Origin of the sequence: Nocardia sp. MDA0666 (assembly GCF_003023875.1) — a bacterium.
GTDB classification, from domain to species: Bacteria; Actinomycetota; Actinomycetes; order Mycobacteriales; family Mycobacteriaceae; genus Nocardia; species Nocardia aobensis.
Window position 1 is genome coordinate 36,827 of sequence record NZ_PYHT01000005.1, and the last position, 25,814, is coordinate 62,640.

Consider the following 25,814-nt stretch of genomic DNA (forward strand, 5'->3'; position numbering starts at 1 on the left):
AAATGCCTTCTCAGATCAACGTCGTGACCGAAATTCGCTAGCAGCGCCTGGCACTCCGGACGCCAGAATGAAACGTTATGCGCTCAACCGCCCCGGCCGTCATATTGATGATGGCGGCAGTCCTGCTGACAGGATGTACTCTTCCGACACGAGGGCCCGACCAGGCCGAGCGTGACAGCTGGTCACGCGTGATCGAGACTGCCATCCAGGCTCTTCCCGGGGTGGTCGATGCCTCACATTGGTTCGATTACGAGGGCAAGTCCCGCACGTACGCCTCCCGACTCGATGTGCATCTGGAGGATGGCGCCACACCGGACGAGGCCGCGTCCGTGGTGCGTGCCATGGGCGCCCAGCCGCTTCCGCCGCGGTACCGAGGCGACTACACGCAGGTCAATCTCGACCGGATGGCGGATTCTTATTCTGCGGATTGGGGGTTCGGTCGGGACGTGAGCAGGGAAGCGAACTCGGCACATACCTGGGTGAGAGTCTCTGCCCCGGGCACACAGGTGGGCTGGCTGTCACGCGGCTTCGTCGTAGACAAGATGAGCAACGCCATCGGCGTGGCATCGGGCTCCGATGCCGAACCCCACCGTGCCACCGCGGCGATGCGCCGAATCATCCAGGACTTCCCCGAACTGGCCTCCAACTACTGGACGGTGTCCACCATTCCTGAGGAGAGCGGGTACCACAATCACTCGAAACTGGAACACGGGTGGCTCAACACGGACCTCTCCGGCTTCCCGCCCGGCCGACCGCGCTTCCCGTCCGATGGTGAACTCGAGATGTGGGAGTGGTTCCTGACCGATCAACCCACCCCGTTTTTCGTCGAGATCTCCGTATACGACCCGCCCGGCAAAGCAGGACGCACCCTGGACGTCGCGATATACCCTCCTGCCGGAACGCAATTCACCGCTGCGCAGGCGACGCAACTCGCCGACAAGCATCTTCCCTACCTGGCCCAGCCCGGTGCCGTGGTCGACTACACGATCGGAGGCCCCTACATCCCCGTTCTCGCGGTCTTCATCGGCGGTTGCCAGCCGTCCACGCGCGATGTTCCACCGGAGTCGCAGCCCTACGCGCGTCAGTATGAACGCTGCTGAGCCGGCCTGGCCGAACGTACCGATGCTCACCGATCACACCGGTCCGCGTTCCAGTACCAGCGATGCGGCTCGACGCGACGGTAACCACGCCGATCGGGGCGTCCGTTTCGGGTGCATCCGCGTGGCCATGGTGCAAGGCTGGATCCGACAGCGATGCGATCCGAGGAGCAGTCATGGGCACCACTGCCCGCGGCGAGCCCGACAGCGCCGCGTTCCGGTCCTGCACCGATATCACCGCCGCACGCCGGCGCCGCTCCGGTCCGCACACCTCCGGTACGGCATGGTCGCCCAGCAGGTAGGACGCTGCCTGCCGCTGTCGAATCCCACATCGACTACTCGTTTCAGGGAGCACACGATGTCCACCATTCACCTCACGCACACCACCACGTCGACACCGGAGCAGTTCGTCGCCGCCCTCACCGACTTCGGTCCGGGCCGGTCGAAACTCTTCGGCAACAGCACCGACGAATACCTCCATGTCCATGCCCAGGACGCCACCCACGCCGACGTCACCGAGGGCTCGCACCGCATCTGGGAGCGCCTGCGCTACGACTGGTCCGACCCGCACCACGTCGTCATGACGACCACCGACTCCAACATGTGGGGCGGCGCATCCAGCCACACCTACACGCTCACACCGATGCCCGACGGGACCACCGAAGTCGATGCCGTCGTGGTGCGCGAAGGTAAGAATTTGACGGGACATCTCCTCGAGGCAGTGCTCGGCACGGTCGGCAAACGCGTCTTGGACAACGAGCTCGTCAAGACCATTCACGCTGTCGAAGCGCGCAATGCCGGCGGCCCGTCGACCGACCCGACTGCAGGGCCACACGACCTGCATTCCTGACGTCGTTCCCGTCGAGAAGTCACCCGAACCACCGCCCCGACCGCCGCGACAGCACATCTCGGATATCCCGATCAGGTCCGCTCACAGCGCGTCGACATCGCCGAACAAGCTTCCATCGCAGCAAACTGGTCGAGGCCGCCGTGGCGATCCGGGCGTGACCGCCCCGCCCTATCGTCCCGCGAGTTCGGCGACCACCGGAGCCAGTCGCTCGGCGACGTCGGCGCCGAAGACGAAGTAGGAGAAGCCGATCTCCTCGCGGCGGCGCTGGATTTCCTCGGCCGCGGCCGCCGGGTCGTCCGGGAGTACGGCCAGGGCGTCCGCCGCGCGCAGGGCGGCGGGGTCGGTATCGGGGGGTGCCATATGGGGGGCGACAGTGTCGCCCACGACCGGCACGGCGAGGGCGAGCTCCAGGTCCCCGGTGATGCGGAAGTCACGAGCCAGCTCCTCGACTTCGCCGCGAGACTGATCTCCCAGTGCGAAGGTCACCGTGTCCGCGACCTCGGCCGCCAATGCTCGAGCCTTCGGACCGAGGACGGCCATCGCCACCGGCGTGTGCAGGTCGGAGCCGTCGAGATCTCGCAGCGCCTCCACCGTCTTACGCACCTCGGCCAGCCGCTCACCCGGCGAGACGACGGGCAGCCCTTTGTCGCGCAGTTCGTCCTCGATGCCCGGCCTGCCGGTGCCGATACCCATCTCGAAGCGCCCCTCGGTCAGCAGCGACAGCGAGTGCGCTTCCCACGCCGTCTGCCAGGGCGGCCGCAGCGGAGAGGCGTAGACCCAGGTGCCCACCCGCAGGTCGGTCAGGGCCGCGGCGGTGGCGAGCATGGGCCCCGGCGCCGGTTGGGTGAGCGGGAAATCGGCCACCAGCAACGTGGAGTAACCACTGTCGGCGATGCGGCGCACGCGATCCCGCCACGTCGGCACGTCGGTCATGAGCGGGGCGACAACCCCGAATCGAAACGGTCGCGTCATAACTGGACTCCTATCGCTCGCTGCGTTCAGAGACAGGGACGGCGGTCCCACCCGAAATTCATCGGTGCGACCGGTGCGTGCCCGGCCGGCCGCGGTCCGGCAGGCGCCGGAGTCAGCGGCTACCGATATTGAGCGAATTCCACAGCGGTACAAGCATTCTCACCAGAGACCAGGGGCAATGCCGCCGTCGGGAGCTATCGCCGCCCTGCTCGCTCGGCCATCAGCTGGGCCGCGCCCTCGCCGGTGAGCTGGTCCCGGGCGGGCCGGCGGCCGGTGATGAGCAGGAGCAGGGTGGTGCCCGAGCCTTCGATCACCGGTCCGGTGCCGGCGGTCCACTCGCTGTCGGAAGCGACGAGGTGGTAGTGACCGAACTTCTTGCGGGCGTGAAACGGGAAGCCGCCGTTCCATATTCGGTCGAGTGCCAATTCCGCGGCCGCTGCCGGCATTTCGCGCGGGATGCCGAGTGGGATGGCGATGTCTTGACCGTGCACCAGCAGATCCATCAGCCGGTCGACGGGGGTCGTGCCGACGGGTGTGACCCGGGCGCCGATGCTGTCGTGCAGCTCGGCGAGCAGTTGCGTGGTGGTCCGGCGGTCGGCGTGCCGAATGGCGGTGTCGCGGACCATGCGGTCGAAGTCGCCTCGGGCTCGGATCAGATTGAACAGGATCGCCCCGAGACCGGAATCGGCCGACAGGATCAGGTGCGCGACGACATCGCGAACCCGCCAGTCCGCACACAAAGAAGGCTGCTCCCAACCATTCTCGGGAAGGGACCGCAGCAGTTCGACGAGACTCGTGCGCTCGGCGGCGACGGCCTGCCAGATCTGCTCGGTGTCGATGGTTGTCTTTCCGGTCATTGTCGGAACTCCTCGCCTGATCGGTGTTGCAGTACCGTAGGAGTTCCAGTCGGGTGGAGGTTCCAGCGATTGTGACTCACAGCACACATCGAGACGGTCTGATGACCATCGGGGAACTGTCCGTGCGCACCGGCGTCCCCGTCCGCACCATCCGCTTCTACTGCGACGAAGGGGTGCTGGAAGCGCGCCGCAGCGCGGCTGGGCATCGACTGTTCGATCCGGCGACCGCGGTCGATCGACTGCAGCTGGTGCGTCGGCTGCGCACCCTCGGCCTCGGGTTACCCGCGATCATGGGCGTCCTCACCGGGGCCACGTCGGTAACCGACGCCGTCGCCATCGAAAAAGCTTCGCTGGACACCGAATTGGCAGCCCTGACCTGGCGAAGGGCAGCGCTGGCGGCGGTCGCCGACGCATCGCCCGGCCGGCACGCCGCGCGGCTGGAACTGCTGGCCGCCGTCGGTGACGGCCGACGCGCCTACGACGATCTCATCGAGTTCTGGCGCCGCCTGCTCACCCCGATCGCACCGGAATTGTTCGACGCTTTCGTCGCCATGAACATTCCGGCCCCGCCCGCCGATCCCACCTCCCGGCAGGTCGTCGCCTATGCCGAACTCGCCACCGCCGCAACCGATCCGGTGTTGACCGCCGCGCTGACGAAGCAGCTCTGGCGCCACGATCCCGGACATGTTCGCGACAAACGCGCACTGCTTGCCGGTGTCGCCGAGGCCTGCGCGATCGTGGACCCGCTGGTGGCCGCACACGTCGAACCGCGGCCCGGCGCCGAACTCGACCGGTTTCTCGCCGCTCACGCCGCGGCCCGGGGCGTCCGTCCCACGGCCGAGTTCCGGCGCCGGCTTCTCTACGGCGCCGACGATTACGATCCACGCATTCGCCGGTACTGGACGCTCACCACCGAGATCACCGGCACGACCACCACCGGTGCGGCACAGAACTGGCTGCATCGGGCGCTGAGCCGGTCGTAGCGGCGAGCCGGAGCCTCGCCGTCACTTCTCCAGATACGCGATCATTCCGTCGATGAGTCCCTGGATGGCGTCGTCGAGGTTGCCGTAGGTGCCGAGGGTGCGTTCGGAGGTGATGCCGCGCATGGCGGCGGGGATGAGGGCGGCGACGCGGCGGATTTTCACCGGGTCCACACCGAGGTCGACGAAGGCGCGTTCACATGCCTTGTCCCAGTTGGGTTTCCAGGAGGCGAGTTCAGCGGCGGTCAGGGGATAGTCGCGTTCGAGTTCGGCGTGGTCGCGAGGCAGGGCGGCGCGCAGGGTTTCGATGGCGAGGGATTCGGGGCGGCGCAAGCCGATCGCCATCGTGTTGATCAGGGCGCTGACCCGTTCGGCCAGGGTGCCTTCCGTGGCGATGCCGGCGGGCAGGTCGCCGCGTTTGTCGGCGGTGTACCGGAGTACCGCCGCCCACAGGCCGTCGATATCGCCGAACTGATATTTCACGACTCCCCAGGTGGCGCCGATGTCGCGGGCGATCCGGTTGCCGGATACGGCTGCCGGGTCGCCGGTGGCCAGCGAGGTGATCGCGGCCTCGAGCATGGCCTCACGCGATTGGATACCGCGCTTGTTCGCACGCCTCCCGCTTACCGCTACATCCGTCACGACGGTCGATAATACCGTGCCTGATCTGCGGCACCAAGTTTCAACGAACCCTCTTGTTTTCTTTCATAGAGGGTTCTACCCTTGTGTCGCCGGGCCCGAGTTCAGCGGTCCGCGCCGCGATGTGCGGCCCCTCGCCGAACGTGGAGGATCGAGATGGCAAAGCCACCCCTGTCGATGGAGCCGACGGGCTGGTTCCAAGTCGCCTGGTGTGCGGAAATCGCGGTCGGCGCCGTCCACAAGATGAAGTACTTCGGCCGCGAGATGGTCGCGTGGCGTTCGGCGTCGGGGCAGCTGGCGGTGTTCGACGCCTACTGCGAACATCTCGGCGCGCACCTGGGCTACGGCGGGCGCGTCGACGGCGAGAACCTGGTGTGCCCGTTCCACGGCTGGGAGTGGAATCGGCAGGGGCGCAACGTCTGCATCCCCTACGAGTCACGTCCCAACAAGGGCCGCCGCATCCGCAGCTATCCGGTCGTCGAACGCAACGAGGCGGTGTGGATCTGGTACGACATCGACGGTCGCGCACCGTATTTCGAGGTGCCGGATATTTTCGAGGCGTTCGGCGACGACCGGACCGCCGCCGACTACTATCCGCCGGTGCCCGCGGCCACGTTGTTCCGGCCGGGGCTGGAACTGCATCCGCAGTACATCATGGAGAACGGCGTCGACTTCGCGCATTTCAAGGTCGTGCACAAGACGCCGTTCGTGCCGGAGTTCACCCGCCACGACTTCTCCGGCCCGGTCTCCTACGTGGACTTCACCATCGCCTTCGACGAGGGCGTCAGCGAATCGGACGTCAACAGTGGCGTCGAGTCGATCAACGCCGGGCTGGGCTGTTCGATCACCAAGAGCTGGGGCATGGTCGACAACCGCACCATGCCCGCGGTCACCCCGGTGGACGAATGCACCTCCGACGTCCGGTTCACCGTGTGGATCGGCCGCAAGCCGGGCGACGACAGCCCGGAGATCACCCGATACGGCAAGACGATGGCCGATTTCGTCATCGAACAGTTCCAGGCCGACATCGACATCTGGGCGCACCAGCGCTACTCCGACCCACCCGCGTTGAGCCGCAAGGAATTTCAGGGATTCACCGCGCTGCGCGAATGGGCGCTGCAGTTCTATCCCGACGGCGGCCCCACGGGTACCGACCCGCGCCGACCCCACAGCGGCGCTATTCATCCCGCGGCCGACGCGACCGCTCGAGTACCGTCACCGAACACACCGAAAGGCATGCGATGAGCACCTCCGACACGATCCGGGTATTCCAGGTCGCCACCGGCAATCTCGGCACCGAGATGATCGGCCGGATCCGGAACCATCCGGATCTCGAACTCGTCGGACTCCACTGCTACACGCCCGAGAAGATCGGCCGCGACGCCGGTGAGATCGTCGGCCTCGACCCGATCGGGGTCACCGCGACCGGGACCGTCGAGGAGATCATCGCCGCGCGACCCGACGTGGTCACCTTCCACGGCGTCTTCCCCGACGAAGACCTCTACGAGAAGGTGCTCGAAGCGGGCATCAACGTGGTCACCACCGCGGACTGGATCACCGGCTTCCACCGCGACACCAACCACGCCCATCCCTCGGGCCGCAAGGTCAGCGAGGTGATCCAGGCCGCCTGTGAGCGGGGAAATGCCACCTTCTACGGCACCGGCATGAACCCGGGCCTGTGCCAGATCCTGGGCATCGTGCACACCGCGGACGTCGCCGACATCGAGAACATCACCGTCACCGAATCGGTCGACGTCTCCTGCCACCATTCCGTCGACACCTGGAAGGCGGTGGGCTACGGCCGCCCGATCGACGACCCGACGATCCCGGACTCGCTCTACCAGTACACCGCGGTGTTCGCCGACTCGGTCTACCTCATGGCCGACGCCTTCGGCCTCGAGCTCGACGAGGTGAAGTTCAGCTACGAACTCGGCGCCTGCACCAAGGACGTCGACCTCGGTTGGTACTTCATGCCCAAGGGCTCGCTCGGCGCCAACTACATCAAGTACCAGGGCATGGTCGACGGCGTCGCGCGCGTGGAGACCCATCTCGAATGGCAGATGACGCCGCACACCGATCCGTCGTGGGAGATCAAGGGCTGCTACATCACTCAGGTGACCGGCGACCCCAACATCTACAGCAAGCACATGATCTTCCCGCGCAAGGGATTCGACCTGTCGAACCCGGAGAACTTCGCCTCGATCGGCATGACCGTCACCGGCCTGCCGGCCCTGAACGCCATCCGATCCGTAGTCGCCGCGCGCCCCGGCATCATCACCAGCGCGGACCTGCCGCTGCGCAGCTTCGCGGGACGCTTCAAGATCTGAGCGGTCGACAGCCGCATCCCGGATCGCTCATGCACGGGGTGCGGCTGAATCTCGTTGCGGGCTTTCGCGCTCCGCGCCGGTTAGGGTTGGGCAATGGGTTTGCCTGATCGGAGGTGTGGGATGGCTGATTTGTTTTCCACTGCGCTGCGGGCTCATCAGTGGATCTACGAGAAGTCGGACGGGTATGTGGGGCACCGGCTGCTGTTCGGAAATCCCACCCTGTTGTTACGAACGGTGGGGCGCAAGACGGGACAGCCGCGGACCAGTGCGCTGACCTATGCGAGAGACGGTGACGACTATCTGGTGACGGCGTCCAACGGTGGGTCGCCGCGGCCGCCGGGGTGGCTGGCGAATGTGAAGGCGGCGCCGGAGTGTGAGATCCAGGTCGGGCATCGGCGGATTCCGGTGACCGCGCGGCCGACATATCCGGAGGACACCGAGTACGCGCGGCGGTGGACGCTGGTCGACAAGGTCAACAAGGGCCGGTACGCGCAGTATCAGAAGATGACCGATCGGCCCATATCGGTCGTGGTGCTCAGCCCGCGGAGGTGACGCGGGCAGCGGTCGGACCGGTCACATTCGTCCGGATCGCTTGGTTTTCGGGCAAAGGTTTCGCTATCCTCGCTTCCGAGGGGAGTACTTCCCAAGCGCCACACCGGTCAGTACGGATTCCGCCGTCGGGATCCCCGGATGGCCACCCGGATATCGGGTGAAGGAGACCTCGGGTGCTTACGCATACCCGAGGAGACCTGTGAATTCGTCCGTTCTCGCAGCCGAACAGCTGCACACCATCGGCAGTCCGTGGCTGTGGGTCGCCACTATCGCCGGTGTGCTGGTGCTGCTCGCGCTGGACTTCGTCGTCACCCGCAAACCGCACGAGGTGTCGATGCGGGAGGCGGTCGGCTGGACCGTGTTCTACCTGGCGCTGCCGGTCGCGTTCTTCGGCATTCTGTGGGCCGGATTCGGGTCGAAGCCGGCCACGGAATTCATCACCGGTTATCTGCTGGAGAAGTCGCTCTCGGTGGACAACCTGTTCGTCTTCATGCTGCTGCTGGCGGCCTTCGCGGTCCCGGCGGTGCTGGCGCAACGGGTGCTGTTGTTCGGCATCGTGGGCGCGCTGGTGCTGCGCGGCATCTTCATCGCCGTCGGCGCGGCCGCGCTCGCCTCGCTGGACTGGGCGTTCCTGCTGTTCGGCGCGATTCTGCTGCTCACCGCGCTCAAGCTGATCCGCGACGCGGTCACGGGGCACGAACAGGACGTCGACATCTCGCGGATGCGGTCGGTGCGCCTGATGCGCAGACTGATGCCCGTCACCGACGACTACCGCGGCACGAAGATGACCGTGCGGGAGGCCGGCCGCCGCGCCCTGACCCCGCTCGCCCTGGTGGTCACCGCCGTCATGGCGACCGACCTGGTATTCGCCATCGACTCGGTGCCCGCGGTCTACGGCGTCACCGGCGACCCGTACCTGGTGTTCGCCACCAACGCCTTCGCCCTGCTGGGTCTGCGCGCCCTCTACTTCGTCCTGCAGGCGGTCCTGGCCCGGCTCGTCCACCTCGCCTACGGCCTGGCGGTGATCCTCGGCTTCATCGGCGTCAAACTGGTGCTGCACTGGGCGCACGGTTATTGGGACTGGCTACCGGAGATCCCCACCGCCGCCTCGCTGCTGGTGATCGTGGTGGTGCTCGGCGCGGTGACCGTGACCAGCCTGCTGGCCACCCGGGGCGAGAAGGACGGCGACTCCGCCACCGTCGACACTCCCGCTCGATAAGAAGCACGCGGCCCGCGGGCACCGGAGTTGTCCCGCACCGAAATTCCGCCGTACCGTGAGCCGGTGCTGTCCCGTTTCCGGCGTATCGATCCGGTCCGCACCCGGCGCGCCGTCGATGCGCTGCGATTGCCGGAGGCCGTCTTCAAGACCTGCCCCTGGCAGCCGCGAGACGTGGTGGAAACCGGTCTGCGGCAATGGTTGCGGTGCTGCGGTGCGGCAATGGCCGACGATCAGGTGATCGGAATGCCGTCCCATGCCGTGGACGAGGCGTGGCACGGTTTGATCCTGTGCACCAAGCGATATCGCGACTTCTGTGATGCCGCGTACGGCCGGTTCCTGCACCATTTTCCCGAGGGCGACGGCTACGGCGGCGGCAGCGGTGTGCCGATGGCGACTCAACTCGGCCGCACCGTCGTCGCCTGGTCCATCGTCGCCGACCCGGGCGAGGAATGTGCGCTGTGGGATCTGGATACCGTTGTGGGAGTGGATAATCCGTGGGGCGTGCCGCCGGAGCGGGTCGCCGAGGTGGAAACCGCCCTGGGTGAGATCACCGCCGGCTCACCGCACCGCTCCCCCGTGTAATGGCCGACGCGGCCCGGCACTGCCGGGAACCCGCGCGCACTGTCGGCTGCCGAGGTCAGTCGGTGGCTCCGAGCCCGAACGCTCGGGGGGTGAAAGTTCTGCCGATAACCGCCGCCCGGGTCCGGAAACACCGCTTCGGCTATTCCGTGTGATCTCGGTGCCGGATCGAACCGCTGCGGGTGATGCAGGATCGACGCGCCCGAATGCGTTTCAGCGTCCGAGGACGGCAGAGGTGACGACGACGAGGTGCGGCCGACCCCCGCGACTTGGTCGAGACAGTGACCACCATGCCGGTCGGCGGCAGCGAACACCCGCACTCCCGGCCGCATTCACTCTGGACCCGATAGGACTGCTCGATCTAGCTGCTGCTGCCGCCGCCACAACTACTCCCCCCACCGCAACTACTTCCGCCGCCACAACTGCTGCTTCCCCCACCGCAACTGCTATTCCCACCGCCACAACTACTGCCTCCTGAGCAACTACTACCCCCGCCGCAACCACTGCCTCCTGAGCAACTACTGCCCCCACTGCAACCACTGCCCCCACTACAACCGGCCGTACTGCAACCGCCTCCGCCGCAATCGCTTCCGCTGGATCTGCGGCCGCCACCACTCGTATCACCGGCCTGCCATCGACGGCGGCGGGCCGACGGCGATATTTCGCGGCGGACGGCCGCCACCGAGATCCAGACGAGTATGCCGACCACGGCGGCGATGACGACGAAGAGCATGAGCGGACGGTAACCGCACGACCCGTCCTTCGCCCGGCGAACCGGTTGTTGCGCGGCCCCGGCTGCGAGCGATCCGGCCGGTCGCGCCCCACACGAAAGCGTGATAGCCCGCTCGGCGCAACGGTGCCATGATCGATGGCAGGAGCCCGGTCGCGGGCGTGCCGGGCGTTTCGCATGGTGGTGACGCTATGGACGTTGCGACGTTTGCCGCATTCATCGTGGGGGCGGGGGCGGTGTGCGCCGGCATCGCCTTCAGCACCGGGTTGCGGGTGGTTCAACAGTACGAGCGCGGGCTGGTGTTCCGGTTCGGGCGGGTGCGGGCGGTGCGTAAACCGGGGTTGCGGGTGCTCATTCCGTTCGTCGACAAGATGCGCAAGGTGCCGATGCAGGTCGTGACGATGCCGGTGCCGGGCCAGGAGGGCATCACCCGCGACAACGTGACCGTGCGGGTCGACGCGGTGGTGTACTTCCGGGTGATCGACCCGGCGCAGGCGGTGGTCGAGGTCCAGGACTATCTGTTCGCCGTCGAGCAGGTGGCGCAGACGTCGCTGCGGTCGATCATCGGCAAGAGCGAACTCGACGATCTGCTGTCCAACCGCGAGCAGTTGAACAAGGGTCTGGAGTTGATGATCGACAGCCCGGCCCTCGCCTGGGGCGTGCATATCGACCGGGTGGAGATCAAGGATGTGGCGCTGCCGGAATCGCTGAAACGGTCGATGTCGCGGCAGGCGGAGGCCGAACGCGAACGCCGCGCCCGCGTCATCACCGCCGAGGGTGAGCTGCAGGCCTCGCGCAAGCTGACCGACGCCGCCGAACGGATGGCGACCGCCCCGGCGGCATTGCAGCTGCGACTGCTCCAAACCGTCGTCGAGGTTGCGGCAGAGAAGAATTCGACCCTGGTGCTCCCGTTCCCGGTGGAGCTGCTGCGGTTCCTGGAACGATCGACCCCCGCGGAAGCGAGCGCACCGCCGGCCGACACGTCCACCGAGACCGAGAACATCGCCGATTCAACCCCGGACCCGAAACCACTACATGTCCAACCGCCCTGGACGCAAGCGGAACGCACACCGCAGCAGAACCCGGCCCATCCGGAGTGAATGCCGCAGGCTGCGGCGGCGTGTGGTCAGGGCACCGCTCGCAGCGGTTGGCGGCTCGAACCGCACCCGTGCGAACCCGACAATTGCCGCCCAGGCATTCACAGGCGGGACGGAGCGCTCGCCGCGCCACCCGGGGGCAGCGAGCCGGACTCCGCTTCCGCGCGAAAGCCCCCCTACGTCAACTTCACCCGCGCGGCCACGAAGCGGTGCAGGGCCGGGGCCAGTCGGCTGAAGTGGTACTGCAGATGGGCTTCCGGGGTGACCGGCACGATGTCGCGATGACGTTCCACCGCGCGCACGATGCGGTCGGCGACCTTCTCGGGGCCGTAGCCGCGCTTGCGGTACAGCGCGTCGTAGCGGGCCTGCTTCGCGGCCTCCGCGTCGTCGGACAGGCCCGAGAACTTCGTTGTCGCAACGATATTCGTGTGCACGATGCCGGGGCAGATGGTGTGCACCTCGATACCCTTGCCGGCCAGTTCGGCGCGCAGGCAGTCGGAGAACATGAAGACCGCGGACTTGCTGGTCGAGTAGGCGCTGAAACCCTGCTGCGGGCTGTAGGCGGCCATGCTGGACAGGTTGACGATATGTCCGCCGAGTCCGCGCTCGGCCATGGCGGCGCCGAAGGTGCGGCAGCCGTTGACCACACCGCCGAGATTCACCCGCAGCACCCGGTCGAATTCGGCGGCGGAGGTGTCGAAGAAGTCTCCGGCCTGGCCGATGCCGGCGTTGTTGATCAGGATATCGGGCACGCCGTGGGCGGCGATCACCGCGCTCGCGTGCTCGCTCATCGCCGCCTCGTCGGAGACGTCGACGGCGTAGGCGTGGGCACTGCCACCGGCCGCCGTGATCCGTTCGACGGTCTCCTTGGCGGCATCCAGGTTCAGATCCGACAGGACGACCTCGGCGCCGCGACGAGCGAAGGCCAGCGCCGTTTCCCGGCCGATGCCGCTGCCGCCGCCGGTGATCACGACCAGCCGATCGGTGAACGGCCCGGCCTGCGCACCGACCTCGGCGCGGCGCAGCGTGCGCGGATAATCACCGGTGTCGACGGCCGTGGCGAGTTCGGTGGCCGAGGTGGCCAGCAGCTCCGGATGGGAGAACGGCAGCCAGTGCCCGCCCGCGATCTCGCGCCGGAACAGCCGATCGGTCCACTTCGATGTGTCGTCGTACCCGGCCGGACGCACGGCGATGTCGCGGCGGGCGATGACCAGCTGCACCGGAACCTCGGTGTGCCGCTCCCGCGGGCCGAGCATGCGCGGCACGATGTTGGCGCGGTAGATCCGCATCCCGTCGAAGAAGTCCTGGCGGAACGCCGGGCCGAGTTTGACGTTCTCCGGGGAGGTTTCGTTCATCAGGCCGATGAACCGCTTCCACACCTTCTCCGACGACAGCGGCCGCATCACCGCCTTGTTCAGCCCCGGCGTCATGAACAGGAAGGTGTAGGCCGACGACAGCAACTGGGTGGCCGGCCCCCACACCGCGCCGCGGCCCATCCGATTCCGGGTCCACTTCGCCAGGTGGTCGAGATTGGGGCCGGACACGGAGGTGAACGAGGCCACCCGGGTGGCGGCCTGCGGTTCGCACACCGCCTCCCACACCTGGACCGAACCCCAGTCGTGGGCGAGCACGTGCACCGGCCGGCCCGGGCTCACCGCGTCGGCGACCGCGTAGAAGTCGGAGGCGAAGCGGTCCAGGCCGTAGTCCTCGGTGCGATCGGTGCGGGTGGAGCGGCCGTGGCCGCGGGTGTCGTAGGCGACGACGTGGAAACGCCCGGCCAGCAGGGGAATCACGCGATCCCACAGGTGATGGTCGTCGGGCCAGCCGTGGACGAGCAGCATGGTCGGGGCGGCGGGATCGCCGTATTCGTAGACGGCGATATCGAATTCACCGTTGCGGACGAAATGTTCGGTGTCCGGGACGGGCGCGGTGTCGGTCACGAGAATCTCCTCGAGGAGGGGGCCAGTGGATGTCAGAGGTCGAGCACCAAACGTTCACCCGCACACCGTGATACGCAGATGAGCAGTTCGCCCTCGGCGCGCTCGGCGGGGGTGAGGACGGTGTCGCGATGATCGGGCTGCCCGTGGAGTACGCGCACCTTGCAGGTGCGGCAGAAACCCTGCCGGCAGGAGTAGGCGATATCGGGCCGCACACGCAGCACTTCGTCGAGTACCGTGCGGTCGGCGGGAATGTCGAGCACCTCACCGGTGCGGGCGAGTTCGACGCGGAACGGCTTTCCGTCGACCACCGGTGCGGCGGAGAAGCGCTCGGAATACAGTTCCACGCCGGGCATTTCGCGCACCGCCGCGGCGATCGCGGAGGTCATCGGGACGGGTCCGCAGCAGTAGACCGAGGTGTCGACGCCGACGCCGGGCAGTAGATCCGCCGCCGTCGGCAGACCGCCGTCGTCGTCGGTGCGCACCGTCACCCGGCTGCCGAAGGATTCGATGTCGGCGAGGAACGGGATGGTGTCGCGACTGCGGCCGGTGTACACCATGGTCCAGTCCACGCCCAGCCGATGCGCCATCCGCACCATCGGCAGGATCGGCGTGATCCCGATGCCGCCCGCGACGAAATGCACACGGGCAGCGGAGGATCCGTGCCCGGGCAGGACGAACGGGAAGGCGTTGCGCGGCCCGCGGATCGTGAGTTCGGCGCCGACCCCGAGTTCGTCGTGCACCTCGACCGAACCACCGAGCCCGCCCGGTATCCGGCGCACCGCGACCCGAAAGTGATACCGATCGGCGGGGTCACCGCACAGCGAGTACTGCCGCAACCGGCCCGAGGGCAGTTCCAGGTCCAGATGGGCGCCCGGACGCCAGGTCGGCAGCGCGCTGCCGTCGGTGGCGCGCAGCACCAGGCTCACCACGTCCGCGTCGTGGGCCTCGATCCGCCGCTCGACCACGCGCACCCGCAAGCGGCCGCTGTCGACGGCGCCGGTCACCGGACGCCGGTGGATCAGCGACGCCCACCGCATCCGCGCCTCCGCGACCGCGCCGATGATGCGGATCGGCCGGTCCGAACCGCGCCCGCCGTAGAGGTCGGGCGGTAGTTCGGCGGGCACGGGCCTGCGGGTCGTCACGACGCGAGTGCCTGTGCCGCAGGCGATTTCGCCAGATATGCGACGGCCTGCGCGGTCGATCCGACCGAGGCCGGGGTGTATCCGGGTTTGGCCACCGACAGCGCCGACCACAGCAGCGAGGGAATTCCGGGCAGCGCACCCCGCCACATCGCGCCGAGCGCCTTGCCCACGATGCGTGGATACCCCATGTTCGGCAGCTCGGCATCCTGGCGCACCAGGTATTTGGTGCCGCGCAGCACCAGCGCCACGAAGATCGGGAAGGTGATCGCCATCAGCGCACAGCGGCGCACGTAGCCGACCTCGAAGTAGGTGGCGACATCGTGGGCGACGAAGCGGTGTTCGACCTCTTCGGCGCCGTGCCAGCGATACAGGTCGAGCATGTTGGGCGCGGCGTCGAAACGCTCCAGGTCGGCGTTGATGATCCAGTCGCCGAGGAAGGCGAAGAAGTGCTCGAGGGTGGCGATGAAGCCCAGCCGTTCGACCAGGGTCTGGAACTCCTCGCGCGGTGACTGCCTGTCACGCGGGCCCAGCGCCTTGCGGAAGATGTATTCCATCTGCCGCGCGTAGCTGTCGACGTCGACGCCGTGGGCGCGGAACACCTGTTGCAGCGAATCGTTGTGGGTTTCGGCGTGCATGGCCTCCTGCCCCATGAAGCCGATGACCTGTTCGCGCAGCTTCTCGTCCTTGATCAGTGGCAGCGCCTCGGAGAAGGTCTGGATGAACATCCGCTCACCCTCGGGCAGCAGCAGGTTGAGCGAGTTGAACACATGCGAGGCGATGGGTTCGGCGGCCAGCCAGTGCAGCGGCGTGGCTCGCCAGTCGAACTGCACGTTGCGCGCGTGCAGCGCCACCTCACCGGGATCGCCCACGCCACGATTGCGCATGGGAAGTAACTTCATCGGTACTCCTGGTCGTCATCTCGGCCATCGGTTCCGGCCGCACCGGCACCGTTGCTACAGCAGCGTAGCAATTATCGGACGGTAAGCGACACCCTGAGTACCACATAAATTCTAACCGCCGAAGCGGATCACCGCGGGGTTCTCGGCCAGGTGTAGGTGTGACCGTCGGCATCCAGGGTGGTCACCTTGGTGAACACATTGCCCGGCCGGGCGACGTCGGTCAGCGTCAGATGCACCTTTTTGGTGACGTACTTGCCGGCCGCGCAGTTGGGATCGCACGTGTTGTCCCGTTCGACCCCGTCACCCTGCGCCTGATCCGGCCCCCAGCTCTGCCACACGATCTGTTCCACCTGGGCGCCCAGATCGGCGCAGGCGAGGATCATGCTCTCCGGCCGGACCACCGGCTTGCTGAAGGAACAGTCGATAACTTCCGGGACCGTGCTGGTGGTGGTCGCCTTCGGCGCGACCGAGTCGGCCGGGCGGGCGTTGCCGGAGTCGGACGAGCCGCAGCCGGCCAGTATCAGCAGGGCGGCAGCCGCGGCCGCGCCGAACAGCGGACGGCTACCGCGCCGAATCGTGTCACCGTTCATGTCAGTCCCCAGATCTCGTCGAACTCCACCCGCCGCCCGTGGGCGTGTCTCACAAACCTAGTGGATCGATTCGGCGGGCGGGCGCTCGCAGCACCGGCGCAAACGCGCAATCCGCAACCCTTGCCACGAGCTCCCACCGCCACGGTTCCGCCGGGCGCCCCCACCGATGCCGGATCGCGACCGCCCGGCCGAATTCGGCGGGCCGGCTACTCGCCCACCGTCGCGTCCGGATCGAGGTGGTCCGTCGCCCACGCCCACAGCGGTTCCAGCGCACGCACGAGTTCACTTCCGGCCGTGGACAATTCGTAGGCCTTGTCGGCGCGTTTGACGATCACACCGGCGCCTTGCAGGGTCTGCAGGCGCACCGAGAGCATGCTCGAGGAGCAGTTGTCCATGCGCCGGCGCAGTTCGAGGAAACCGAGCGGTCCCGGCGCCAGTTCCCAGACGATGCGCAGCATCCAGCGCTGCCCCAGCAGCTCCATCGCCGCCTGCGGGCCGCCCTCGCGCTCTCTTGCACTTCTCATTTCGAACCACCATAGTGATTCTGAAATAGAAGCAATGAGTGGGAGTACCGGGTGGATTCACAACGCATCGTGTTGATCACCGGCGCCTCCCGCGGTATCGGGGCGCAGACCGCCCGGATTCTCGCGGGGCGCGGCGATCACGTCGTCCTGAACTATCGCGAGAAGCGCAGGCGGGCACGCGATCTCGCCGAGGCGATCGCGGCGGACGGCGGCGCGGCGACGCCGGTCGGCGCCGACCTCTCCGAGCCCGAGGCGGCGGCGGCCATGATCGAGGAGATCCGCACCCGGTTCGGGCGGCTGGACGTGCTGATCCTCAACGCCTCCGGCGGACTGGAACACGGCGCGGCGCCCGACTACGCCATGGCGATCAACCGGGACGCCCAGCTGCGGCTGGTCCACCTGGCCCTGCCACTGCTGACCCCGGGATCACGCATCGTGTTCGTCACCAGCCACCAGGCGCACTTCCACGGCCGCAAACCCACCCCGCCGGACTACGAGCCCATCGCACGGAGCAAGCGCGCGGGTGAGGACGCGCTGCGCGCGATGGTCGGCGAATTCGACTCGCGCGGTATCGGTTTCACGGTCGTATCGGGCGACATGATCGAGGGCACCATCATCGTGCGCCTCCTCGAACGCCGCGATCCGGACGCGGTGGCGGCGCGGACCGAGCACGGCGCGCTGCCGACGATCGACGAGTTCGCGACCGCGATCGCCGATGCCACCACGGCCGACACCGAGCCCGGCCACACCGTCTATGTCGGCGGGACCGACTACCTGGCCACCACACTCGATCCGGCTACCTGATCGCCGAACGCGAAGTCGGCGGAACCGCCACGGCCACGCTCCGACCCCTCGCTGCGAAGCGACCACCGTGCGCGGACGCTCACCCGTTCGCGTGGTCGAACCACTGGTGCGGGATCGACCAATCCCATTCGGCCTCGGCCGCTTCGGCGTCGCGGTAGTCGTCCACGTGGCATTCGTTCAGGTAGACCGGAACCATCGCGCCGAATCCCGCACCCAGTGCGGACAATCCGTCCAGCACACAGCGCCACAGAGCGGACTTCTCGAGTCGGTGCACCGGAATCGACCTCCTTGTCGCACTCGGCGATCGCTCCGGGGCGACGCGGTCACCCTCGGCGCCTTCGCCGACCAACGCTGTGGGGCAAAACGGTACGCCCGGCAGGCCCCGGCCGTGTCCGGTTTCGGCAATCTTCACAGCAGACCCGCGGCGGTCAGATCCCGGACGTATTTGCCGATCAATTCCCGGCTCAGATGTGGGATGTCGCCGTCCGGGCCGGTTCCCGCCGCACGCACCGCGGCTCGGAACCGCTCGGCCGGCAGCGCCGATCCCGCGATGGCCGGGGCCGGGCGGCGGAAGGCATGCAGCAACGGCAGTACCGAATGCCGCCGCTGCCGTTCGGGCAGGGCGCGCAGTGCGGTCTCGAACCGCGCCAGCCAGTCGGCGTAGTCGGCGATGCGCGTGATGCGGTGACCGTCGTCGACCAGCCAGTCGACGAAGGTGTCCAGGCCGATGCCGTCGTCGTGCGGGTTGAGCACATCGAAGGTCCCGAATCCACTGTCGGCGCCGGGACCGAGCGCGGTGATCGCGGCGGCGGTGAAGTCCGCGGGCAGGCCGTCGTAGTGAGCGCGGGCGCGACTCCCGTCGGCGGCGGGGCGGTAGAACGATTCCGGCGCGAGACCGGTCGCGAGCACGCTGAGCAGCAACCGCGTGAACATATCGGGCAGATTGAACTGCCCGGCGAAGTCGCTGTGCGCGAGGATCATGTCCGACCGGAAGACCGCGACCGGCAGCCCGCACAGGTCGTGCGCCGCGCGCAGCAGCACCTCACCGGCCCATTTGCTGTTGCCGTACCCGTTGGCGTAGCCACCGTCGATGACCCGCTCGGGGCTGATCTCGCGAATATCGCCATCCTCGGTGAAGCGGTCGACCTGGGAGGCCACCGCGACGGTGGACAGATAGGTGACCGGTTTGCGGCGCGCGGTGATCGCCAGGCGGACTACCTCGGCCGTACCGACCACATTCGGCCCGAACAGCTGGTCGTAGGGCAGGACGTGATTGACCAGCGCCGCCGGGTGCACCACCAGGTCGACGGTTTCGGTGAGTTCGCGCCACCGGTCCTCGTCCAGGCCGAATTCCGGCTCGGCGATATCGCCCGGCAGGACGGTCAGCCGCCGTTGCGCGAGCTCCCGATACCGTTGCAGGAGAACGAGATCCCCGCTGTCGAACGCCTCGTCCAGGCGCGCCCGCGCGGCTTCGGCGTCACGGCCGCGGATCACACAGATCAGCGTGCCGTCGCAGGCGTCGAGCCGGTCCAGCCATTCCAGGCACAGGAACCGGCCGAGGTAGCCGTTGGCCCCGGTCAGCAGCACCGTGCGCGGCGGGGTCGACGCGGATGGCAGAGACTTTGCGGCGGTGAGGGTTTCGTGGTCGATGAACGCGTCGAGAGTCAGATCCGCGGCCCGTACGCGGGTGCCGGGTCCGTGCACGGTGGCGAGCGTGGGGCGGCGACCGCCCTCGTGCCGTTCGCTGTCGATGTATCCGGCCAAGCGCCGCAACGTATTCGCCGGGTGGACGATGGTGCCCACCGGCACCTCCACGCCGAACAGTTCGGTCAGCAGATTCGACAGCGACAGCGCCGACAGCGAATCGCCACCGAGGTCGGTGAAATGCGCCTCCGGCCGGATATCGGTGCTCGCACAGCCCAGCAGGGCCCGCGCGGCCCGGCCGACCGTCTCCAGCACGGGGCGGTCCGCGGCGCCGTGGCGCAGTGCGGCCAGTTCGTCGGCCTGTTCCCGCGAGAGTTCGGCGTAGAGCTGCTCCAGGCGCTCGCCGTAGCGCTGTTTCAGCTTGGGCCGCAACAACTTTCCGATTCCCGACAGCAGGCCGTTGTCCTGGGTGAAGGGTTCGGTCTCGAGCAGGAAGTCGCGCGGAATCTCGTAACTGTCGAGGCCGGCCTCCTTCGCCAGCCGCTGCAGCGATTCGGCCAGTGCCGCACGGGGATCGGGGAGCGTCAGCGCCTCCTCGGACGGCACGATCACCGCGAGCAGATAGGCGCGTTCGCTGCTGCCGTAGACGAAGATCTGGCGGATCAGCGCACTGGTGGAGAACACCGATTCCAGCTTCGCGACGGTGACGAACTCGCCCTGCGACAGCTTGAGCACGTTGTTGCGGCGATCGACGTAGACCAGCTGGTCGTGGCCGAGTTCGGCGACCACGTCGCCGGTGCGGTAGAAGCCGTTCTCGTCGAACATCTCCGCCGTGATCTCGGGCCGCTTGAAGTAGCCCGGGAACATAGTGGTGGTCTTGAGCAGGAGTTCCCCGCGCGGATGCGGCTGGTCGGTGCCGAAGTAGCCGAGTTCGGGCACGTCGACCAACTTGTAGTCCAGGACCGGTGGGCGCCGGACCTTGTTGTCGACGATGACACTGCCGCCGGCCTCGGTGGAACCGTATCCGTCGTGCAGGCCGATGCCGAGGACGGATTCCATGAAGGCGCGCATCTCCGGCGCCAGCGGCGCACTGGCACACATCGCGCCGAGGAAGCGGCCACCCAGAAGCCGTTCGCGCAGTTCGGTTTTCACCTCGTCCTCGACGACGTCGCGCTCACGGCCGGCCGCAACCCGGGCCTCCACCTCACCCTGGTGGTGTTGCAACAGCATCTCGCAGACGCGCGGCACGAAAACCAGTTCGGTGGGCCGGGTCAGCTCCAGATCCTCGAACAGCGTCGACATATCGCTGCGTGCGGTGAAGTAGGCGGTGCCGCCGCGGGCGAGCGTGCCGCCCAGTTGCAGCCGCCCGGCCACATGGCTGAGCGGAAGGTAGTTGAGGGTGATCGCGGGCGCCGGCGCCTTTCCGGTGTACAACCACATGGCGGCGGCCAGGCGGTCGGTGTACATGGCGCCCTTGGGCGTTCCGGTGCTGCCGGAGGTGTAGACGAGCAGCGACAACGGGTCGTCGCCGGGTGCGCTCGCGAGCGGTACGGCCGGGAGGGCGAAACCACGCTCGACGAGGTCGTGCAGCGATTCGAGCGTGATCTCGCGACCGGATTCGGCCAGCCGGGCGCGCGCCGCCGCGACGGCCGCGCGTTCGGCATCGTCGTCGGCGCTGTCGAAGACGACCAGCTGCCCGATCGTCGCACTCGCGAGCGCGGCCTCGACAGCGGCGTCGAGCAGTTCGGCGCTGCAGGCCAGCACCCGCGCCTCGGTCTCCGCGATGATCGAATGCCATTGCGCGACAGCGGCAGTGGCCTGCAGCGGCACCGCCACGGTGCCGAGCCGCACCCCTGCGAGGTCGACGGTGACGTAATCGCTGCTGACGAATCCGACGGTGCACACGAAATCCCCGGCCCGCACCCCCGCCGCCTGCCAGGCACTCGCCAGCGCACCGGCGCGCGACCACAGCTGCCGATAGCTCAGCGTCTCGAAGCGCGGCAGCAGCCGCCGCACCCGGCGCCCCTCGGCATCGACGACGATCTCACCGGCTCGCTGCCCGACGGCAGGGCGGTCGGCGTACGCGGTCATGACCGTGTCGATCAGTTCGGCCAGCCGCAGCCCGGGACGCGCGAGTGCGGCGCTGACGTCCGCATCCGGCCAGGCCGCGCGCACCTCGTCGTCGGCCATCGCCGCCGCGAGCCGCCGTTTACGCTCGGCCTTCTGCACGTCATCGGGCATGGGTAGGTCTCCCTGGGTCGTCAACCGGCGGACGAGTCGTCGCCCACGCGCCACTGTAGCGCGCATCACGGTTAACTTAGCTCCGCTAACTACCCGTTCGTCAAGCCTTCGCGGCAACAATTCGCTACACCGTGACGGAAACGCCTACTCACATGCGGATGACCTCAGCTGTCGTGCACTCGGGTCGCGAAGATGTCCTCGACCTTCAGGGTTCCGGGATGTCGATGCCGAAGGTTTCCAGGGTGACGTCGGCGGGTTCGGGGCCGCCGCGTTGTCCGGTGTCGAGGGCGTCGATCGCCGCGAGCTCGGCACCGGTGAGGTCGAAGTCGAAGACGTCGAAGTTCTCGGCGATGCGTTGCGGCCGTGTCGATTTGGGGATTACCGAGCGTCCCTGTTGCAGGCCCCAGCGCAGCATCACCTGGGCCGGCGTCTTCGCGTGCGCCTCGGCTATCGCGGTGATGACGGGGTCGTCGAGCGTGCTGGTGTGTCCGCTGTCGCGGTAGAAGGTGATGCCACCGATCGGCGACCAGGCCTGGGTGAGAATTCCGTACTCGTCGTCGGCGGCGAGGACGTCGGGCTGGCGGAAATACGGATGCACCTCGATCTGATTCACCGCCGGGACCACGGAGGTCTGCTTCAGCAGATTCTCGAGGTGCTCGCGCATGAAGTTGCTGACCCCGATCGCACGGACGCGACCGTCGGCGAGCAACTGCTCCAGCGCGCGGTAGGCGTCGACGGTGAGATCGAATCGCGAGGGCAGCGCCTGATGCAGGATCAGCAGGTCGATCCGGTCGACACCGAGTTTGCCGGCACTCTTGTCGAACGCATGCAACGTCGCGTCGTAACCGAAGTCGCTGATCCAGATCTTGGTCTCGATGAAGACCTCGGAACGGTCCACGCCCGAGCCCCGGATCGCCTCCCCCACCTCGCGTTCGTTCCCGTAGGCCGCCGCGGTGTCGATATGCCGATACCCGGTCGCCAGCGCCGCATCGACCGCCGCGGCCGTCTCGTCGGGCGGCGTCTGGAAGACCCCCAGCCCGATCGCGGGCATCCGGACGCCATTGTTCAGGGTCAGCATCGGTGTAGTCGTCATGTCCAGGTCCTACCCCCGATGTGGCAGGTAAACGTGTGGGCCGGTGCGGGGGTGAACTAATCGTGCAAACCGCGGCGAAATGTGGCGATTTCCGTCATCGGCGGCGAGGTTTGCACGAAAAGTTCAGCCGGACGCGGGATCGGCGGGGATCGGAGCGTGGCACTATCGTGAACGGCCTGACTATCGCACGGGGGTAGACCATGAATGTGGTGCGAGCGCGGCATATTGCGCGTCCCGACGTAGACCTGTACGGGGAGGAGGTCGGCGATGGGCCGACGGTGGTCTTGCTGCATGCCGGGGGTGAGCGGCGACAGGTGTGGGCTCCCGTCGTGGAGCGACTTGTCCAGGACGGATTGCGGTGTGTCGCTTTCGATCAGCGCGGCCACGGCGACAGCGGTGGGTCACTCAGGAGGCTGGACGAGTGCGCGGGCGATGTTGCCTCGATAGTCGATGCGGAACCCGGATGCGTGCTCGTCGGCGCCTCCCTGGGCGGGCTCGCCGCCGTTGCGGCACTGGGTGATCCGCGCACCCGGGCGAAGGTCACCGGGCTGGTTCTGGTGGATGTGGTGCCCAACCTCGATGCGGGCCGGGTGCGGCGCTTTCTCGATGCCGGTGGCCTGTCGGATGTCTACCCGGACTTCATCGACGATGTCTTGGCCCACGTCCCGGGACTGCGGCAGATCACCGCACAACTGGATATCCCCATCCTTCTGATCCGTGCCGATCGGGCCTCATCGCTCACCGACGTCGAGGCGGAGGGGTTGCTCCAGCTGGCTCCGCACGCCGCGGTGACCCGGATTCCGGGCGCCGGGCATCTGGTCGCCCGCGACGAGCCCGAGGCGTTGGCGCGGACGCTCGCGGATCTCACGACACCGTGGCCGGCGCTGGCGCTGCTGCGCGAACTCGGCGCGGCCCGGGTGGAGCATCCCGGTGGGGATCTCCTCGATCATCTCGAGCGGGTGCGGCAGCTGGTCGCCGACCTCGGCGGCGGTACCCGGGTTCGGCTGGCCGCACTCACCCACGCCACCTACGGCACGGACGGCTTCCCCCACTCGCTGCTGCCGCCCGACCGGCGATCACGCCTGCGCGCGGCAATCGGTCACGACGCGGAAGCGCTGGTCTACCGCTACGGCGCGTGCGACCGAGCCGAGACCTATCCCCACCTCGGCGACACCCCACTTCCGATCACCGACCGCTTCACCGGCGAGGTGGCCGCCGTAGACGGCACCGAGCTCGCGGATTTCGCACTCCTCACCATCGCCAACGAACTCGACGTGGTGCGCCATGCCGCGCTCGCCACCGAAACTGTTGATGGGATCCGGGCTCTCATCACCGCGTGTGCGACCTACGTGCCCGATGCCGCCGCTCGGGCCCTCACCGACCGGCATCTCCGCTGAGAACGCGGGACACGGCTCGAATTGCGTTGTGTCAGAGGGGCTGAACTTTCCGTGCAAACCGTCGGGAAATTTGCAGGTTTCCGCAAAATCGGGTGAGGTTTGCACGAAAAGTTCAGGCAGATAATCGTCCGGGCCCCCAATCGAACGCCACCCGCCCGGTGCGCCCTCACCTCAGCGAGGACGAATACGCGAGAACCCCCGAAGTCCAAGGGAGATAAGAACGTCGGGGGCTCTCGAACCGTAGTGAGCGGAGGCTGCTACGCCCGATCGAACCGGCCGCGCTGGACGCTGGTCGTGAAGGAGGCCCATTCGGCGGGGGTGAAGACCAAAGCCGGGCCGGTTGGGTTCTTCGAATCGCGAACGCCCACAGCATCATCGAGGAACGCCACCTCGACGCACTCCTTGGTCGATCCCGAGCGGCTCGATTTGAACCACTTTGCCGTGAACAGATCGTTGCTCATGGCACGCTCCTATGCCTGGTCGAAGTCACCTTGCTCTACGCTCGCGGTGAACCTGGACCACTCCGAGGGCGTGAAGATCAGGGCCGGACCGGTTGGGTTCTTCGAGTCACGAACGCCCACACCACTATCGAGGAACGCCACCTCGACACAGTCCTTGGTCGAGGTGGATCGGCTGGACTTGAACCACTTCGCCGTGGACAGATCGTTGGTGCTCACCGGCTGTGCTCCTTGCAAATTTTGGACAACAACGTCTTCGACTTGGCCTCGTCCAACGCTACACGACTGAGCTCGCGTACGACTCGCTGATATCGACGGATCTCAGGCTCTCGTTCCAGGTAAAGGTCCCCCGCATACCCTTCGGAGTAGACGATCGGAGGGGGTACCACATTGGACGGTAGCGCCGGGAATTCCAGTACCGTGAACGAGCCGGCGAAACGGCCGACGTGCGGGCCGGCACTGAACGGCGTGATGCGGATGTCTATGTTGGGAAGCTCTGCAAGCGCGGTAAGTTGGCGAATTTGGTCCGCGACGACGGCCCTGCCGCCTACCTGATCACGCAAGACTGCTTCTGACAGGAACGCGGTGATCTCCAGACCTGGATCCTTCAATCGCTCTTGGCGATGCGTTTGCCATTCGATCCGCCGTTCCAATTGCTCAGAGGGCAGGTCAGGAGCTTCTGTCCAAGCGATGGCGCGACGATACTCGGGGGTCTGCAGCAGGCCCGGAACGATCATCATCTGCCAGATCGTGAGCTTGTCCGCTGCGTCCTCTAGCGCCAGGTAGTGGTCGAAACCAGTAGTTTGCGCGTCCGCATACGCCCTCCACCAGCTGGCCGTCACCTTCCCCTCCCGCGACGCACGTATCTCCTTCACCAGATCCAGGCAGATACGCCGCTCCTCGTCGCTCGCCCCGTAGCTGTCGCACAGTGCGTTCACCTGGAGGCTCGTAATTCTGGTCGTCTGCCCCTCTTCGATGCGGCCGATGGTCTGATGCGACGTTTCCGCAATACGCGCGGCCTGGGATTGCCCCATTCCCTTGATGTTTCGCAGCCGCCGCAGCTCGCGCCCCAATGCTCGTTGCGCGAGTGTGCTCCCTGACCCCATGTTGTTAGCTCCCCTATCGATTGTGTCCCGGTTTTCTGGACAGGTCCCCACTGGACAGGTTGCTGGTAGACGAGTTC

Annotated in this window: 26 protein-coding genes; 12 read left to right on the top strand and 14 right to left on the bottom strand. The window is 67.3% G+C overall.

Features of this window, described 5'->3' with window-relative positions:
• Positions 1–188: 188 nt before the first annotated feature.
• From C8258_RS10015 to C8258_RS10020, 3 genes are all read left to right on the top strand, one after another.
• Positions 189–1,100: a hypothetical protein gene (locus tag C8258_RS10015; protein WP_146161206.1), complete on the top strand. Its 912-nt coding sequence runs from the start codon at positions 189–191 to the stop codon at positions 1,098–1,100.
• A gap of 173 nt (positions 1,101–1,273) precedes the next feature.
• Positions 1,274–1,399 carry a hypothetical protein gene (locus C8258_RS33495; RefSeq protein ID WP_255420417.1) on the top strand — a complete coding sequence of 42 codons (126 nt, stop codon included), beginning with the start codon at positions 1,274–1,276 and terminating at the stop codon, positions 1,397–1,399.
• A gap of 56 nt (positions 1,400–1,455) precedes the next feature.
• Entirely contained in the window at positions 1,456–1,947 is a 492-nt protein-coding gene (locus C8258_RS10020) for a hypothetical protein (protein ID WP_106954947.1), read from the top strand.
• A gap of 168 nt (positions 1,948–2,115) precedes the next feature.
• On the opposite strand, the gene C8258_RS10025 is transcribed toward C8258_RS10020, so the two are convergent.
• Both C8258_RS10025 and C8258_RS10030 read right to left on the bottom strand, forming a co-directional pair.
• Positions 2,116–2,919, bottom strand: a complete 804-nt coding sequence (locus C8258_RS10025; RefSeq protein WP_106954948.1) for an LLM class flavin-dependent oxidoreductase — start codon at positions 2,917–2,919, stop codon at positions 2,116–2,118.
• Positions 2,920–3,113: 194 nt separating this feature from the next.
• Entirely contained in the window at positions 3,114–3,776 is a 663-nt protein-coding gene (locus tag C8258_RS10030) for a maleylpyruvate isomerase family mycothiol-dependent enzyme (protein WP_106954949.1), read from the bottom strand.
• A 101-nt stretch (positions 3,777–3,877) separates the two neighbouring features.
• On the opposite strand from C8258_RS10030, the gene C8258_RS10035 reads away from it, so the two are divergent.
• Positions 3,878–4,759: a MerR family transcriptional regulator gene (locus tag C8258_RS10035; RefSeq protein WP_106954950.1), complete on the top strand. Its 882-nt coding sequence runs from the start codon at positions 3,878–3,880 to the stop codon at positions 4,757–4,759.
• A gap of 21 nt (positions 4,760–4,780) precedes the next feature.
• Here the strand turns inward: C8258_RS10035 and C8258_RS10040 are convergent, their stop codons facing one another.
• Positions 4,781–5,398, bottom strand: coding sequence for a TetR/AcrR family transcriptional regulator (locus C8258_RS10040; RefSeq protein ID WP_106954951.1), 618 nt, complete (start codon positions 5,396–5,398; stop codon positions 4,781–4,783).
• A 153-nt stretch (positions 5,399–5,551) separates the two neighbouring features.
• Between C8258_RS10040 and C8258_RS10045 the strand changes: the two genes are divergently transcribed.
• The 6 genes from C8258_RS10045 to C8258_RS10075 all read left to right on the top strand — a co-directional run bounded on the left by C8258_RS10045 (position 5,552) and on the right by C8258_RS10075 (position 11,902).
• The gene (locus C8258_RS10045) at positions 5,552–6,640 is read left to right on the top strand and encodes a Rieske 2Fe-2S domain-containing protein (RefSeq protein WP_106954952.1); all 1,089 of its coding nucleotides are present in this window, start codon (positions 5,552–5,554) and stop codon (positions 6,638–6,640) included.
• The gene (locus C8258_RS10050) at positions 6,637–7,722 is read left to right on the top strand and encodes a dihydrodipicolinate reductase (protein WP_106954953.1); all 1,086 of its coding nucleotides are present in this window, start codon (positions 6,637–6,639) and stop codon (positions 7,720–7,722) included. The genes C8258_RS10045 and C8258_RS10050 overlap by 4 nt, the downstream gene beginning before the upstream one ends.
• Before the next feature lie 120 nt (positions 7,723–7,842).
• On the top strand, positions 7,843–8,274 hold the full coding sequence (locus C8258_RS10055; protein WP_106954954.1) for a nitroreductase family deazaflavin-dependent oxidoreductase: 432 nt from the start codon (positions 7,843–7,845) through the stop codon (positions 8,272–8,274).
• A 199-nt stretch (positions 8,275–8,473) separates the two neighbouring features.
• A complete protein-coding gene (locus C8258_RS10060; protein WP_036499850.1) occupies positions 8,474–9,493 on the top strand; it encodes a TerC family protein in 1,020 nt (339 codons plus the stop codon).
• A gap of 63 nt (positions 9,494–9,556) precedes the next feature.
• On the top strand, positions 9,557–10,075 hold the full coding sequence (locus tag C8258_RS10065; RefSeq protein WP_369974737.1) for a hypothetical protein: 519 nt from the start codon (positions 9,557–9,559) through the stop codon (positions 10,073–10,075).
• Positions 10,076–10,993: 918 nt separating this feature from the next.
• Complete coding sequence (locus C8258_RS10075) at positions 10,994–11,902, top strand: slipin family protein (protein WP_106954956.1); 909 nt, start codon at positions 10,994–10,996, stop codon at positions 11,900–11,902.
• A gap of 173 nt (positions 11,903–12,075) precedes the next feature.
• Here the strand turns inward: C8258_RS10075 and C8258_RS10080 are convergent, their stop codons facing one another.
• The 5 genes from C8258_RS10080 to C8258_RS10100 form a co-directional block, all read right to left on the bottom strand.
• The gene (locus C8258_RS10080) at positions 12,076–13,839 is read right to left on the bottom strand and encodes an SDR family oxidoreductase (RefSeq protein WP_369974738.1); all 1,764 of its coding nucleotides are present in this window, start codon (positions 13,837–13,839) and stop codon (positions 12,076–12,078) included.
• Positions 13,840–13,871: 32 nt separating this feature from the next.
• The gene (locus C8258_RS10085; RefSeq protein WP_369974739.1) at positions 13,872–14,981 is read right to left on the bottom strand and encodes a 2Fe-2S iron-sulfur cluster-binding protein; all 1,110 of its coding nucleotides are present in this window, start codon (positions 14,979–14,981) and stop codon (positions 13,872–13,874) included.
• Entirely contained in the window at positions 14,978–15,880 is a 903-nt protein-coding gene (locus C8258_RS10090) for a metal-dependent hydrolase (protein ID WP_106954958.1), read from the bottom strand. The genes C8258_RS10085 and C8258_RS10090 overlap by 4 nt, the downstream gene beginning before the upstream one ends.
• Positions 15,881–16,008: 128 nt before the next feature.
• A complete protein-coding gene (locus C8258_RS10095) occupies positions 16,009–16,470 on the bottom strand; it encodes a hypothetical protein (protein WP_106954959.1) in 462 nt (153 codons plus the stop codon).
• Between the two features lie 206 nt (positions 16,471–16,676).
• Positions 16,677–16,994 (bottom strand): helix-turn-helix domain-containing protein, encoded by a 318-nt coding sequence (locus C8258_RS10100; protein ID WP_233224989.1) that lies wholly within the window; start codon positions 16,992–16,994, stop codon positions 16,677–16,679.
• A gap of 51 nt (positions 16,995–17,045) precedes the next feature.
• On the opposite strand from C8258_RS10100, the gene C8258_RS10105 reads away from it, so the two are divergent.
• On the top strand, positions 17,046–17,798 hold the full coding sequence (locus C8258_RS10105) for an SDR family oxidoreductase (protein WP_233224990.1): 753 nt from the start codon (positions 17,046–17,048) through the stop codon (positions 17,796–17,798).
• Positions 17,799–17,877: 79 nt separating this feature from the next.
• On the opposite strand, the gene C8258_RS10110 is transcribed toward C8258_RS10105, so the two are convergent.
• The 3 genes from C8258_RS10110 to C8258_RS10120 all read right to left on the bottom strand — a co-directional run bounded on the left by C8258_RS10110 (position 17,878) and on the right by C8258_RS10120 (position 22,776).
• Positions 17,878–18,072: a hypothetical protein gene (locus C8258_RS10110; protein WP_106954961.1), complete on the bottom strand. Its 195-nt coding sequence runs from the start codon at positions 18,070–18,072 to the stop codon at positions 17,878–17,880.
• A 134-nt stretch (positions 18,073–18,206) separates the two neighbouring features.
• A complete protein-coding gene (car, locus tag C8258_RS10115) occupies positions 18,207–21,683 on the bottom strand; it encodes a carboxylic acid reductase (protein WP_106954962.1) in 3,477 nt (1,158 codons plus the stop codon).
• A 205-nt stretch (positions 21,684–21,888) separates the two neighbouring features.
• Positions 21,889–22,776, bottom strand: coding sequence for an aldo/keto reductase (locus C8258_RS10120; protein ID WP_106954963.1), 888 nt, complete (start codon positions 22,774–22,776; stop codon positions 21,889–21,891).
• Positions 22,777–22,976: 200 nt separating this feature from the next.
• On the opposite strand from C8258_RS10120, the gene C8258_RS10125 reads away from it, so the two are divergent.
• Positions 22,977–24,173 carry an alpha/beta fold hydrolase gene (locus C8258_RS10125; RefSeq protein ID WP_199195655.1) on the top strand — a complete coding sequence of 399 codons (1,197 nt, stop codon included), beginning with the start codon at positions 22,977–22,979 and terminating at the stop codon, positions 24,171–24,173.
• Between the two features lie 257 nt (positions 24,174–24,430).
• On the opposite strand, the gene C8258_RS10130 is transcribed toward C8258_RS10125, so the two are convergent.
• The 3 genes from C8258_RS10130 to C8258_RS10140 are packed head-to-tail and all read right to left on the bottom strand — an operon-like array spanning position 24,431 to position 25,737.
• Positions 24,431–24,634, bottom strand: coding sequence for a DUF397 domain-containing protein (locus tag C8258_RS10130; protein WP_106954964.1), 204 nt, complete (start codon positions 24,632–24,634; stop codon positions 24,431–24,433).
• Between the two features lie 9 nt (positions 24,635–24,643).
• A complete protein-coding gene (locus tag C8258_RS10135; protein ID WP_106954965.1) occupies positions 24,644–24,850 on the bottom strand; it encodes a DUF397 domain-containing protein in 207 nt (68 codons plus the stop codon).
• On the bottom strand, positions 24,847–25,737 hold the full coding sequence (locus C8258_RS10140) for a helix-turn-helix transcriptional regulator (protein WP_106954966.1): 891 nt from the start codon (positions 25,735–25,737) through the stop codon (positions 24,847–24,849). The genes C8258_RS10135 and C8258_RS10140 overlap by 4 nt, the downstream gene beginning before the upstream one ends.
• Positions 25,738–25,814 lie beyond the last annotated feature (77 nt).

What these genes read in the sequence shown, in the direction of transcription:
- C8258_RS33495 (WP_255420417.1), top strand. Translation starts at nt 1,274, where the DNA reads ATGGGCACCACTGCCCGCGGCGAGCCCGACAGCGCCGCGTTCCGGTCC.
- C8258_RS10020 (WP_106954947.1), top strand. Translation starts at nt 1,456, where the DNA reads ATGTCCACCATTCACCTCACGCACACCACCACGTCGACACCGGAGCAG.
- C8258_RS10025 (WP_106954948.1), bottom strand. Translation starts at nt 2,919, where the DNA reads ATGACGCGACCGTTTCGATTCGGGGTTGTCGCCCCGCTCATGACCGAC.
- C8258_RS10030 (WP_106954949.1), bottom strand. Translation starts at nt 3,776, where the DNA reads ATGACCGGAAAGACAACCATCGACACCGAGCAGATCTGGCAGGCCGTC.
- C8258_RS10035 (WP_106954950.1), top strand. Translation starts at nt 3,878, where the DNA reads ATGACCATCGGGGAACTGTCCGTGCGCACCGGCGTCCCCGTCCGCACC.
- C8258_RS10045 (WP_106954952.1), top strand. Translation starts at nt 5,552, where the DNA reads ATGGCAAAGCCACCCCTGTCGATGGAGCCGACGGGCTGGTTCCAAGTC.
- C8258_RS10050 (WP_106954953.1), top strand. Translation starts at nt 6,637, where the DNA reads ATGAGCACCTCCGACACGATCCGGGTATTCCAGGTCGCCACCGGCAAT.
- C8258_RS10055 (WP_106954954.1), top strand. Translation starts at nt 7,843, where the DNA reads ATGGCTGATTTGTTTTCCACTGCGCTGCGGGCTCATCAGTGGATCTAC.
- C8258_RS10075 (WP_106954956.1), top strand. Translation starts at nt 10,994, where the DNA reads ATGGACGTTGCGACGTTTGCCGCATTCATCGTGGGGGCGGGGGCGGTG.
- C8258_RS10090 (WP_106954958.1), bottom strand. Translation starts at nt 15,880, where the DNA reads ATGAAGTTACTTCCCATGCGCAATCGTGGCGTGGGCGATCCCGGTGAG.
- C8258_RS10095 (WP_106954959.1), bottom strand. Translation starts at nt 16,470, where the DNA reads ATGAACGGTGACACGATTCGGCGCGGTAGCCGTCCGCTGTTCGGCGCG.
- C8258_RS10100 (WP_233224989.1), bottom strand. Translation starts at nt 16,994, where the DNA reads ATGAGAAGTGCAAGAGAGCGCGAGGGCGGCCCGCAGGCGGCGATGGAG.
- car (WP_106954962.1), bottom strand. Translation starts at nt 21,683, where the DNA reads ATGCCCGATGACGTGCAGAAGGCCGAGCGTAAACGGCGGCTCGCGGCG.
- C8258_RS10120 (WP_106954963.1), bottom strand. Translation starts at nt 22,776, where the DNA reads ATGACGACTACACCGATGCTGACCCTGAACAATGGCGTCCGGATGCCC.
- C8258_RS10125 (WP_199195655.1), top strand. Translation starts at nt 22,977, where the DNA reads ATGAATGTGGTGCGAGCGCGGCATATTGCGCGTCCCGACGTAGACCTG.
- C8258_RS10130 (WP_106954964.1), bottom strand. Translation starts at nt 24,634, where the DNA reads ATGAGCAACGATCTGTTCACGGCAAAGTGGTTCAAATCGAGCCGCTCG.
- C8258_RS10140 (WP_106954966.1), bottom strand. Translation starts at nt 25,737, where the DNA reads ATGGGGTCAGGGAGCACACTCGCGCAACGAGCATTGGGGCGCGAGCTG.